This window comes from Serratia proteamaculans (genome assembly GCF_004684015.1).
In the GTDB taxonomy this organism is placed as follows: domain Bacteria; phylum Pseudomonadota; class Gammaproteobacteria; order Enterobacterales; family Enterobacteriaceae; genus Serratia; species Serratia proteamaculans_F.
Window position 1 is genome coordinate 40,706 of the sequence record NZ_SRIA01000018.1, and the last position, 12,356, is coordinate 53,061.

Below are 12,356 nucleotides of genomic sequence, written 5' to 3' on the forward strand. Positions count from 1 at the left end.
GCTTATGCCTCGGTGATGATGGGCACTCTGGCGGCCAACGCCGTCAGGAGTTCATAACCCAGCGTGCCTGCCGCGGCGGCGACATTGTCAACCGGCAGGTGTCGCCCCCACAGCTCCACCTCTGTCCCAATACCCGCATGCGGGCAAGGCGTCAGATCGACCACCAGCATATCCATTGAAACCGTGCCCAGCGTTCGTGTCAGCACACCATCCACCCAGACTGGCGTACCGGTTTGCGCATGACGCGGATAGCCATCTGCATAACCACAGGCCACCACGCCGATGCGTTGTGCTCCCTCGGCGCGGTAACGCCAGCCATAACCCACCTGATCACCGGATTTCAACGTTTGAACACCGATAATTTCGCTACTCAGCGTCATGGTGGGTTGCAGACCGCTGTCGGCAATATCGCTCCACTGGCCGCTAGGCGAAGCACCATAGAGCACAATGCCTGGCCGCACCCAACTGCCGTGGGTTTGCGGATGCCACAAGGTGGCGGCAGAGTTGGCCAGACAGCGCGGTGAAGTGATACCCGTCGCCGCCTGCTCAATGGCGGCCATTTGCGCCTCGACGCCCTGTGGACCGTCAGCGGTGGCGAAATGACTCATCAGCGTCAGGCTGGCTATGTTGCCGATCTCCTGGGCCTTCATCCAGACAGCGTGAAAACGTTCCGGCGTAAACCCCAGACGATTCATGCCGCTGTTCACTTTCAGATAAACATCCAGCGGTGCCGACAATTTGGCCTCGGCTATCGCCGCCAGTTGCCAGTCGCTGTGTACCGAGGTCGTCAAACGATAGTGGTCCAGCAGGGCCAAATCCTGTGGTTTGAAAAAGCCTTCCAGCAGCAAAATCGGTCCTTGCCAGCCTGACTCACGCAACAAAATGGCTTCGGCCAGATCCAGCAAGGCAAAACCGTCGGTCTGCGCCATACTGCGCCAGACATGTTTGATACCGTGACCATAGGCATTGGCCTTGACCACCGACCAGACTTTGGCTTTGGGGGCGAAACGACGAACCACCTGCAGGTTATTATCAAAAGCGCCAAGGTGTAACGTGGCGGAAATCGGGCGAGGCATGGGCACTCCTAGGGGCCGGCGAATGCGGTCACGGGCCAACGCCCGTGACAATAACATTATAAATTAGGGTTTTTAACGCGCGGGATGCACATCGTTCAAGGGGCCGGTGTAGAGGCTGCGAAATCCGGCGCTGTAGCGTGCCACACCCAGGTCATCAGATGGAATGGCCGGTGTGATACCGGACATCAAATCGGAGAGCAGTTGGCCGGAACCACAAGCCATGGTCCAGCCCAGGGTGCCGTGACCGGTATTCAGGAACAGATTTTTCAGCGAGGTCTTGCCGACAATCGGCGTGCCGTCCGGCGTCATCGGCCGCAAACCGGTCCAGAAGGTCGCGTCTTCTACCCTTCCACCGTTAGGGTAAAGGTCGCGAACCACCATCTCCAGCGTCTCTCTGCGCTTTTGTTCAAGCTGAGTATTGAAGCCCACGATTTCCGCCATGCCGCCGACGCGGATACGCTGGTCAAAACGGGTAATGGCAATTTTGTAGGTTTCATCCAGCACGGTTGAGAACGGCGCGGCAGACTCATCGGTAATAGGAATGGTCAGCGAGTAGCCTTTCAGCGGATAGACAGGGATCGACACCAGATCGCGCAACAGCGCGGTGGAATAAGAACCAAAGGCCACCACATAGCTGTCGGCTTTGAAGATTTCCTCACCACACTGCACACCGCTGATCTTGTCCCCTTCCACCAGCAGGCGATCGACGCTGCGGTTATACAGGAAGGTCACCCCGGCCTGCTGTGCCAGTTTGGCCAGTTGCTGGGTAAAGAGTTGGCAGTCGCCGGTTTCATCGTTAGGCAGTTGCAGCCCGCCGGTCAGTTTATGTGCCACCTGCGCCAGCGCAGGTTCAACGCTGGCCAACTGACTGGCTTCCAGCAGTTTGTAGGGCACGCCGGCATCTTCCAACACCGCGATGTCCTTGGCCGCACTTTCGAACTGTTGCTGGGTACGGAACAGCTGCAGCGTCCCACCCTGACGGCCTTCGTATTGGATGCCGGTTTCCTGGCGCAGCGCCTTGATACAGTCACGACTGTATTCCGCCAGCCGCACCATACGCCCTTTATTGGTCATGTAGTGTTCGGTATTGCAGTTTTTGAGCATCTGCCACATCCAGCTCAATTGGAAGCTGCTGCCATCCAAACGAACCGCCAAAGGCGCATGGCGCTGGAACATCCATTTGACCGCCTTCAAAGGCACGCCAGGCGCAGCCCACGGAGCCGCATAGCCCGGTGAGATCTGACCGGCATTCGCCGCACTGGTTTCCATCGCCGGACCGGGTTGACGATCGATCACCGTCACCTCATGTCCCGCTTTCGCCAAATACCAGGCGCTGGCAACACCCACCACTCCACTACCTAAAATTACCACTCGCATCGCTGACTCCAGCTTAAGGCTTCACAAAGCATAATCTTCTGCTCACAGGAAATTAACTCAGTGGAAAAATCCGTCCAACATCTTCGTCATCAAACGTGACAACATTCACAATTAATTTATCGTTCATGGCCGTCTCTTTTGCAATAGCTACCTATAAATAGCGATAAGATGTGGTGAAAGGAGGATTTCAGAGCGAAACACGGGCTGTTATGCAGTCAATGACTGCATTGATAGCGCCAAGGAAAAGCCAAGAAAGCAACAAGGATTTAACAGAATATAAAAATGAAACAGCGCCAATAAAACAGAACAATAAACTACAAAATTGCAACTTTACTAATATAACGCTTTGCCGTAGTGAGATCCTGCTCCAGCAGAAAAAACTCAGGGTAAAACCTCTCTGCCAGCTCTATCGGTGGGTTCCCTGCGACAGATCGTTGAATTTTTAAGCTTTATATCATTATTACCTCTGCGTAGATTGAGCTACGATTGATACAGGGTCTGCCGTTCGAGCAAGGTCCGTAATAACGAGGGTGCGCTGATGACTACTTCAACACATGATAAGGTCAAGGAAGATAAACGTCTGAGCGATGGACCGGACTGGACGTTCGAGTTGCTGCAGGTGTATCTGGAGCACATCGACCGCGTAGCCAAACATTACAAGCTCGACACCTACCCACATCAAATCGAGGTCATTACCTCAGAGCAGATGATGGACGCTTATTCGAGCGTCGGCATGCCGATTAACTACACCCATTGGTCATTCGGTAAAAAATTCATTGAGACCGAGCAGCGCTATAAGCATGGGCAGCAAGGCCTGGCCTATGAGATCGTGATCAACTCCAATCCCTGTATCGCCTACTTGATGGAAGAAAACACCATCACCATGCAGGCTTTGGTGATGGCGCACGCCTGCTATGGACACAATTCATTCTTCAAGAATAACTACCTGTTCCGCAGTTGGACCGACGCCAGTTCAATTGTCGATTACCTGCTGTTCGCCCGCCACTACATCAGCCAGTGCGAAGAGCGTTACGGCGTTGAAGAAGTAGAGAAGCTGCTCGACTCTTGCCATGCATTGATGAACTACGGTGTGGACCGTTACAAACGGCCGCAGAAAATTTCACTGATCGAAGAAACAGCCCGGCAAAAAAGCCGCGAAGAGTACCTGCAAAGCCAGGTGAACACGCTGTGGAAGACCCTGCCACGGGTTGAACGTGAAGAGGCGCCTGAGCAGGCGCGCCGCTATCCAAGCGAACCGCAGGAAAACATCCTCTACTTTATGGAAAAGAATGCGCCGCTGTTGGAGCCCTGGCAGCGTGAAGTTCTGCGTATTGTGCGCAAAGTGAGTCAGTATTTTTACCCGCAGAAACAAACCCAGGTGATGAACGAAGGCTGGGCGACATTCTGGCACTACACCATCCTCAATCATTTGTACGACGAGGGCCGGGTAACCGAACGTTTTATGCTGGAGTTTTTGCACAGCCATACCAACGTGGTGTATCAACCGCCTTACAACAGCCCTTATTACAACGGCATTAACCCGTACGCACTGGGCTTTGCCATGTTCCAGGACATCAAGCGCATCTGCCAATCGCCGACGGAAGAAGATCGTTACTGGTTCCCGGACATCGCCGGTAAAGACTGGCTGGAAACACTCCACTTCGCCATGCGTGACTTCAAGGATGAAAGCTTTATCAGCCAGTTCCTGTCACCGAAGATCATGCGTGATTTCCGGCTGTTCACCGTGCTGGATGACGATCGCAATAACTACCTGGAAATAGCCGCGATCCATGATGAAGCCGGTTACCGCGCAATCCGTCAGGAGCTGTCGGCGCAATATAATCTGAGCGACCACGAGCCGAACATACAGATCTGGAATGTGGATTTACGCGGTGACCGTTCATTAACGTTGCGTTATATCCCGCAGGATCGCGCACCGCTGGATAAAAGTCGACGTGAAGTGATGAAACACCTGCATCGTCTGTGGGGCTTCGACATTATTTTGGAGCAACAGAACGAGGACGGCAGCGTCGAGCTGCTGGAGCGTTGCCCACCACGGCCGACACCGCTGTAATTAAGTAAGCCTCAGTTTCGGCCACGTTGTGAATACAATGTGGCCGATCATCTCTTCTGTTCCCATATGTCTTCTACTTGTGGGTATTTTGCTTGTCTCAGTATAGAGAAACTGTGTATCTGAGGGTAAAAATCCGAAATTACGAGTTGAATGTGTTTTTCCTTTACAAACCCAGAAAGCGCTTGCACTATCTTTGCGAGTTCAATACGAGTAACACTCGTTTGTAATATTTTATAAATCATGTGGTTAGCTAGGTGAATCGATGGAAAACGTAGTAAAAGAAAGGGTCAAAAATTATAGACGAGACATTGATGGCTTGCGTGCCGTAGCTATACTTTTAGTCATTCTTTATCATTCTGGCGTTACTTTTTTAAGTGGCGGGTTTATAGGCGTTGACGTTTTCTTTGTCATATCCGGCTTTTTGATTGGCGGAATTATCTACACAGAGCTTAGCAATAAAACGTTCTCCTACAGTCGTTTTTACACACGCCGAATAAAACGAATTGCACCAGCATTGCTGGTCATGCTATTAACTTGTTCAATTTTCTCCTTCTTTTACTTATCCCCTCTCGAACTTAAAGATTTTAGTCTTTTTTCAGGTTCAACGATATTATCAGTTCCCAACATTATGCTTTGGCATAAAACAAACTATTTCTCACCCAATGCCGAGCTAAACCCTTTACTAATGACCTGGTCCTTAGGGGTTGAAGAACAATTTTATATTTTCCTACCAATTATTCTTTCCATTGTAATAAAATTCAATAAGAAAATCGTGGCCTCGGTTGCAGTAATTTCCACCATCTCATTCATACTTTGCGTTATTTTAACGAAAACTAACCCGCTGTTCTCTTTCTTTATGTTACCAACCAGGGCCTGGGAACTTGGCATGGGCGTTATATTATCTATAATGCATAGGGAAGGACGGTTCAACAGTTTATCTTTAAAGATAAAAGAGATTATTTTTATTGTTGGCATCGTGTTAATTTTATTCGCCGCCGTCAATTTCGATAAACATACAAGTTTTCCAGGTTACGCGGCAACCTTGCCGGTGTTAGGTTCATTGCTTATCATCCTTGGTAATGGCCGTATTAGCTCAATTATATTGGGAAACCGTATCATGGTCTTTATCGGCCTGGTTTCTTATTCTTGGTACCTATGGCATTGGCCATTACTATCCTTTGCGCGCTTAGCCATTGATAGCAAGCTATCCGTTTATAATGGATTAATCATTTCATCGATTGCTTTATTTATTGCTTACCTCTCTTATTTATTTGTCGAAACACCATTTAGAAAAGGGTTTAAACTTGAAAATAAAAAAATCATTCTAGGATATATGATAATATCAGCGCTATTGATTTTACCTGGCTCATTCGGCTACTTATTACAAGGTGTTCCTCAACGAGTCAACACTGCGGTGGCACAAGCGGAAATTGATAAATTAGATCGCGTTGCCGATCGTTGCCTCGTTGGTTATGGTTCAACCTCCTATTCCAAAGACAAATCCTGCTTAGCTAATGCTCAGCAAGACGCTGTTGCGTTAGTTGGTGACAGTCATGCAGCAGCTTTACGAGGTGGGGTTGAACAATATGCGAAAAAATCCAATATGGGCGTTTATCAATTAACCAAAGCTTCATGCCCTATGCTATTAGGGGCAACAAGAGTGATAAGCAGTTACCCTTCTCATGCTAGTGAATGTGAAGCCTATAATGAAAAAGTAATGAAACTCATCACCAGCAATGAAAAAATCAAAACTGTCATCATTTCCGCGTTTTGGGACTCCGGAGTTGATGATATTGATGGCGGTTACACTGTCATTAATACGGGCCAGAATGGACTCAACGCGTTGGAGTCAGGGTTAAATAATGTCATCCAAATGCTGACCGACTCTGATAAAAAAGTCATTTTGGTTAAGGATGTCCCTTTCCTGAACTTCAACGTTGTCAGAGCCATCGACAATCAGCAAATCCCTCTACGTCGAGTCGCTAATCAGCTTATTCAACCGACATCACTGGATAACGAAGCTACAAACGACTATCGTTTACCAAAGAAGGAGGTCAATATACTGCTGACATCAGTTGCAAAGAATCACCATATTGAAGTGTTTAATCCAGCAAAAAATTTGTGTGATACTTTGGGTTGTAAATTTAAAAGCAACAATCGGCCACTTTACTATGACGATCAGCATCTGACCTATTTAGGTAGCGCGCAGGCTTTAAATGGTATGTAAGTGTTAGTCTTCAGATAGATTGATGAACGCCCGATAAGTTTGATCGGGCGTTTTGCATTTTAGAGAGTAGATAACCCGATTAGAACATGAATATGAACCGTATTTCAGCCCTCGGTATTACTCCATAATAAATATCCTCCGCCATAGTCGGAGGTTTTTCATATGCGCCTATAAGACTCTCTTACCAGCCGCGCCCTAACAGGCGCATTTGCGCTTTTCCCCGTAGAACACCTGTCTTCGGGAAGGATACCCGAAAGCCGATATCGTTGACCTTTACGGGCAGCGTTGGGAAATCGAACATGGCTTCAGAGAAATGATACAACATCTGTTACAGAATGAACTGACGTTACGAAGCAGGAAGCCAGAGCTGGTAAGGCAGGAACTCTGGGGCATAGCCCTAGCCTATAACTTGCTGAGGTTCATGATGGCTCAGATGGCGTACAGTCTTAAACACGTGGAGCCTTACCAGATAGGTTTTAAGCAGGCAGCGCTGTATCTGACAGCCCAACTGAGCATACTGCCGGCGGTGGCACCAGGAAGTGTCCCGAAGGTAACGAATGAAATACTGGCGATGGCGAGAAGCTTCGTCCTACCAACGCGACGGCAAAGGCATTCTTCAAGAGCGGTAAAAAAGAATCCGCAACGTTAACCGTTGCGGCATCCTCAAAAAAGCTTAACTGACAAGCATTACGCCATTTGGCGCCCCTTTTACGTAATGCGGTGTTGACGTTAGCGACGGGCTTCGGTCAGATCGCTTGGCATAGTGCCTTGCATACTTTGCCAAATGGCACCGCTATCTTTACCGTAGTTACGCACGCAGTCCATTACCTGATCGTATGACTTCTCATGGCACAGGGTCGACAGCTTGCTATAGAAAGTCAGCGCCAGCTTGCGAGACTCCGGGTTTGAGAAGTAATAACGGCCAACGCGGGTGTACAAGCCTTTCAGACCGTTGAAGATCAGACCGTAAATCGGGTTGCCGGAGGCAAACGCCAGACCACGGAAAATTTCGTAGTCCAACAGATTGAAAGCATCCGCCTGGTCTTCCACCTGGGTGGCTTTTGCCAACACTTCCTGAGCAGCTTCTGGATGGTTACGCACCGCTGCGCGAATAAAGATCGCCGCAATATTGGTACGCACTGACAGCAGGTTGTCGATCAATTGTGGGACGCTCTGATGGTCGAGGCGTGCCACCGTCTCAAGAATATTGAGGCCGGATGTTTCCCAGAAATTATTTACTTTGGTCGGTTTGCCATGCTGAATGGTCAACCAGCCATCACGGGCCAGGCGTTGTAAAACTTCACGTAACGTGGTGCGCGTGACACCAATCAGTTCTGAAAGCTCACGCTCCGCGGGCAAAATAGTGCCAGGAGGGAAGCGATTATTCCAGATACTCTCGATAATGTATTCTTCCGCGAAACCGGCAGGACTCTGCGCCTTTATGACCATGTGTTTGACGTTCCGTAGCGACGATAATCAGTAATAGTAGTCGGCTGATCATACCAGATCGCTATTGCATGACCTAGCGTGAGCGAAAAACATTGAACGAAACTGTGCATAAAGTGGCAAAAAACCTGCAAAAACACCGCTTAGAGAAATTTCTCATCGTAAAGCAAGCCCTTATTGCATCTGCCCCGGCGGCATTGTTAGGCTAGTATGAGACAACTTCTTTTCAGGACGTGTAATACATAATGGAAACGACTTTACGCAGTGCCCTGGTGAAAAACTTCCTCGGGCAATCACCAGACTGGTACAAACTGGCGATTCTTATTTTCCTGGTGGTCAACCCACTGGTTTTCTTCCTGGTCGATCCGTTCATTGCGGGTTGGCTGTTTGTGGTCGAATTTATCTTTACCCTGGCAATGGCGCTAAAGTGCTACCCGCTGCTGCCGGGTGGCCTGCTGGCCATTGAGTCGGTGCTGATTGGCATGACCAGCCCCGAGCGGGTGGGTAAAGAGATTGCCCATAATCTGGAAGTGTTGCTGTTGCTGATCTTTATGGTGGCGGGCATCTACTTTATGAAGCAGTTGCTGCTGTTCGTCTTCACCAAGCTACTGCTCAATATCCGCTCAAAAATGCTGCTTTCGTTGGCGTTCTGCTTTGCAGCCGCGCTATTGTCAGCTTTCCTCGATGCGCTGACGGTAGTGGCCGTAGTTATCAGCGTCGCAACCGGGTTTTATTCCATCTACCACAACGTGGCCTCAAACCGTCCTGACGGTAATGTTGATGTCGGTGATGACAGTACCCTGGCCAGTGACGACCACAAACAGACGCTCGAGCAGTTCCGCGCCTTCCTGCGCAGCCTGCTGATGCATGCCGGAGTCGGTACCGCGCTGGGTGGCGTGATGACCATGGTAGGCGAACCGCAGAACCTGATTATTGCCAAAAGCGCTGACTGGGGATTTGTCGACTTCTTCCTACGCATGGCGCCGGTGACCCTGCCGGTGTTTGCGTGCGGTCTGGTGGTTTGCTTACTGCTCGAGCGCTTCGGCATCTTCGGCTACGGAGCAAAATTGCCGGACCGCGTACGGGAAGTGCTGACCGAATTTGACCGTCAGGCCACCGCTGGACGCAGTAAACAAGAACAGGTCAGATTGGTCATTCAGGCGCTGATCGGCATTTGGTTGGTGGTTGCACTGGCCTTTCACCTGGCGGAAGTGGGCCTGATTGGTTTGTCAGTGATTATCCTCGCGACTTCTCTGTGCGGCGTCACCGATGAACACGCCATCGGTAAGGCATTCCAGGAGGCGCTGCCTTTTACCGCGCTGCTGACGGTATTTTTCACCGTGGTGGCGGTGATTATTGAGCAACACCTGTTTACGCCGATTATCCAGTTTGTACTGCAGGCGCAACCCTCTTCACAACTGGCGCTGTTTTATCTGTTTAATGGCCTGCTGTCTTCGGTATCTGACAACGTGTTCGTCGGGACGGTCTACATCAATGAAGCACGTGCTGCGTTTGAAAACGGTGCGATTTCCCTGAAGCAGTTCGAAATGCTGGCGGTCGCCATTAATACCGGCACCAATCTGCCGTCGGTTGCCACGCCGAATGGTCAGGCGGCCTTCTTGTTCCTGCTGACCTCTGCACTGGCACCGCTGGTGCGTTTGTCTTACGGGCGAATGGTATGGATGGCTTTGCCCTATACTGTGGTATTAACCCTGGTGGGTCTGCTGTGCGTCCAGTTTACTCTGGCCCCTATGACTGACCTGCTGACCCAGTGGCATTGGCTGACGCTGCCATCGATTGAAGCCGCTGCACACTGATCCTGTAAACCCACTCCGCTGTCAGCGACTATTTTTGTGCTGAATCAGGCTCAGGTAGCTGGCAGCAGAGTTGAATTGGTTTACACTGCCAGTTCAATTGCTTACTGCATGGAAGAATAAATATATGTTGCAATTCTTTAACCGTTGCTCGCAGGGGCGCGGTGCTTGGCTGTTGATGGCCCTGACTGCGCTGGTGCTGGAATTGGTTGCTCTCTACTTTCAGCACGTAATGCTGCTGCAACCCTGTGTGATGTGCATTTACGAACGCTGCGCGCTGTTTGGTATTCTGGGCGCCTCGCTGCTTGGCGCCATCGCACCGAAAACGCCACTGCGTTATATCGCTATTCTGCTGTGGATTTACAGTGCCTGGGAAGGCCTGCAACTGGCATGGAAACACACCATGATCCAACTGCATCCTTCACCGTTCAATACCTGTGATTTCTTCGTTAGCTTCCCATCCTGGCTACCGCTGGACAAATGGCTGCCTGCAGTGTTTCACGCGTCAGGTGACTGTTCCGTACGCCAATGGGAGTTTCTGACGCTGGAAATGCCACAGTGGCTGGTAGGTATCTTCACGGCCTATCTGATGTTCGCCGTCATCGTATTGGCTGCGCAGTTTGTTCGCCCGCGTCGCCGTGACCTGTTTGGTCGTTAAGCATGACCGAATAAAAAACGGCGCCTCAGGGCGCCGTTTTTTATGGATTTGACCCGTCCTAAATAGCGTTGACACATTTTACTCACGCACAGAGGAAAATGTGATGAACCAGTATGTTAAACGCACGCAACGCGATTACTCTCTATCCTTTAAATTAGCCGTCGTCGAACAGGTCGAAAAAGGTGAAATGACCTACCGCCAGGCACAAGACTGCTACGGTATTCAGGGAAACGCAACGGTGTTGAACTGGCTACGCAAGCACAGTCAACTCGACTGGCGCTCATCTTCCCCCACAAGAACGTGCGGAGTCACCATGCCCAAAATGCCGCTTACGCCCGAACAACGCATTAAAGAACTGGAGCAGCAACTGGCTGAATCAGAAGTCAAAGCCCAGTTTTTTGAAGCTGTTGTGAAAGTGATGAATACCGAGTTCGGAGCCACACTGACAAAAAAGCAGTTGGCCGTCTTATCACGCAAACACAAACGCCGAGACTCACAATAACGCGCGTCTGCCGGTATATGGGTATCAGTCGGCAGGCGTGGTATCAGTCATTGCAACGTGAATGCGGGAAAGAAAGACAGGCCCGGCACATCGTTGAGCAAGTGACCGCCCTTCGGTTGCACCAGCCCCAGTTGGGCACGCGCAAACTGCATTACTTGTTGCGACAGCAGCCAGAGCCCGCGTTGCACGTTGGCCGGGACCGTCTGTTCCAGATACTGCGCTGTTCACGGTTGCTGGTGATGCCCAAACGGGCCTATCACAAGACAACACACAGCCACCATCGTTTTTACCGTCATCCCAACTTGTTAAAGCCGGGTGTAAATCAGGTGATTGCCCATCGCCCGGAACAGGTGTGGGTAGCGGATATCACCTACCTTCCGCTGAGGACAGGGACGGCGTATCTGAGTCTGGTAACCGATGCCTGGTCGAGAAAAATCGTGGGTTATCATGTTCATGATAGCTTGCATACCCGGCATGTGGTCAACGCGTTCAAAATGGCGCTGGCCGGCAGGCACACAACCCATGCGCTGGTTCATCACTCAGACCGGGGTATCCAGTACTGTTCGAAGGAATATCAGGAATTACATCAACGCCATGGGGTCACCTGTTCAATGACGGATGGGTATGACTGTTACCAGAATGCCCTGGCGGAACGGGTAAACGGGATATTAAAAATGGAGTATCTGTTCGGCAGACCGGAAGATATCGGGCAGGCCAGGAAGATGGTCAGGCAGTCAGTGGAAATCTACAACACACGACGGCCACATCTGTCGCTACAATACAAAACGCCCGATGAAGTACATCGGGCGTTAGACGGCTGAAAAGTGTCAACCTATAGCAGGACTAGTCAATTTACGAATATTTTTCAGAGATAAAGCGACATTAAGTGTGCGTAAGGTAATAAACGAGCACTATCAGCGCCCCAGCCACGGCAAACAGACGTATCATTTTCATTATTTTACTCTCGGAACTTAGCGTGAGAGCGGTCAAACTACCTAACCTTCTGTATAAAAAGAAGCATCCGGGCGAGATTTGGCACGTAATTTACATAACATTAAGTTAGAGGGGGAAAAACCTTATTCGCGGAATGACAACCTCACTTTCCCGGTCTGAAATCGTCCCATAACAGAACGATTTATTTGCTCTCACTCGCTTTGTACAAAAAAACTCATCATAGTGATG

The 12,356-nt window shown here is 50.1% G+C and carries 8 protein-coding genes and 1 pseudogene; 6 read left to right on the forward strand and 3 right to left on the reverse strand.

Going from position 1 to position 12,356, the window contains the following annotated elements:
• Positions 1 to 2: 2 nt before the first annotated feature.
• Entirely contained in the window at positions 3 to 1,076 is a 1,074-nt protein-coding gene (gene dadX / locus E5C26_RS14005) for a catabolic alanine racemase DadX (protein WP_135316857.1), read from the reverse strand.
• A 72-nt stretch (positions 1,077 to 1,148) separates the two neighbouring features.
• On the reverse strand, positions 1,149 to 2,453 hold the full coding sequence (locus E5C26_RS14010) for a D-amino acid dehydrogenase (RefSeq protein WP_135316858.1): 1,305 nt from the start codon (positions 2,451 to 2,453) through the stop codon (positions 1,149 to 1,151).
• 538 nt (positions 2,454 to 2,991) lie between these two features.
• On the opposite strand from E5C26_RS14010, the gene E5C26_RS14015 reads away from it, so the two are divergent.
• The 3 genes and pseudogenes from E5C26_RS14015 to E5C26_RS14025 all read left to right on the forward strand — a co-directional run.
• Positions 2,992 to 4,527 carry a SpoVR family protein gene (locus tag E5C26_RS14015; protein ID WP_135316859.1) on the forward strand — a complete coding sequence of 512 codons (1,536 nt, stop codon included), beginning with the start codon at positions 2,992 to 2,994 and terminating at the stop codon, positions 4,525 to 4,527.
• 262 nt (positions 4,528 to 4,789) lie between these two features.
• Positions 4,790 to 6,754, forward strand: a complete 1,965-nt coding sequence (locus E5C26_RS14020; protein ID WP_135316860.1) for an acyltransferase family protein — start codon at positions 4,790 to 4,792, stop codon at positions 6,752 to 6,754.
• 247 nt (positions 6,755 to 7,001) lie between these two features.
• Positions 7,002 to 7,403, forward strand: a pseudogene (locus tag E5C26_RS14025) (transposase); the annotation flags it as partial.
• An 80-nt stretch (positions 7,404 to 7,483) separates the two neighbouring features.
• Here E5C26_RS14025 and fadR read toward each other — a convergent pair.
• Positions 7,484 to 8,203: a fatty acid metabolism transcriptional regulator FadR gene (gene fadR / locus E5C26_RS14030; RefSeq protein WP_012145472.1), complete on the reverse strand. Its 720-nt coding sequence runs from the start codon at positions 8,201 to 8,203 to the stop codon at positions 7,484 to 7,486.
• Between the two features lie 242 nt (positions 8,204 to 8,445).
• On the opposite strand from fadR, the gene nhaB reads away from it, so the two are divergent.
• The 3 genes from nhaB (at position 8,446) to E5C26_RS14045 (ending at position 11,995) form a co-directional block, all read left to right on the forward strand.
• Positions 8,446 to 10,017: a sodium/proton antiporter NhaB gene (gene nhaB / locus E5C26_RS14035; protein ID WP_135316861.1), complete on the forward strand. Its 1,572-nt coding sequence runs from the start codon at positions 8,446 to 8,448 to the stop codon at positions 10,015 to 10,017.
• A gap of 124 nt (positions 10,018 to 10,141) precedes the next feature.
• Positions 10,142 to 10,672, forward strand: coding sequence for a disulfide bond formation protein DsbB (dsbB, locus tag E5C26_RS14040; RefSeq protein ID WP_135316862.1), 531 nt, complete (start codon positions 10,142 to 10,144; stop codon positions 10,670 to 10,672).
• A 103-nt stretch (positions 10,673 to 10,775) separates the two neighbouring features.
• Positions 10,776 to 11,995, forward strand: a protein-coding gene (locus E5C26_RS14045; protein WP_206194278.1) for an IS3 family transposase whose coding sequence is annotated in 2 segments (ribosomal slippage) — positions 10,776 to 11,118 and positions 11,118 to 11,995 — 1,221 coding nt in all. Because the reading frame shifts where the segments join, the coding sequence is not laid out codon by codon here.
• Positions 11,996 to 12,356: the final 361 nt, after the last annotated feature.

Coding starts and splice junctions, on each gene's coding strand:
- dadX (WP_135316857.1), bottom strand. CDS start 1,076: ATGCCTCGCCCGATTTCCGCCACGTTACACCTTGGCGCTTTTGATAAT.
- E5C26_RS14010 (WP_135316858.1), bottom strand. CDS start 2,453: ATGCGAGTGGTAATTTTAGGTAGTGGAGTGGTGGGTGTTGCCAGCGCC.
- E5C26_RS14015 (WP_135316859.1), top strand. CDS start 2,992: ATGACTACTTCAACACATGATAAGGTCAAGGAAGATAAACGTCTGAGC.
- E5C26_RS14020 (WP_135316860.1), top strand. CDS start 4,790: ATGGAAAACGTAGTAAAAGAAAGGGTCAAAAATTATAGACGAGACATT.
- fadR (WP_012145472.1), bottom strand. CDS start 8,203: ATGGTCATAAAGGCGCAGAGTCCTGCCGGTTTCGCGGAAGAATACATT.
- nhaB (WP_135316861.1), top strand. CDS start 8,446: ATGGAAACGACTTTACGCAGTGCCCTGGTGAAAAACTTCCTCGGGCAA.
- dsbB (WP_135316862.1), top strand. CDS start 10,142: ATGTTGCAATTCTTTAACCGTTGCTCGCAGGGGCGCGGTGCTTGGCTG.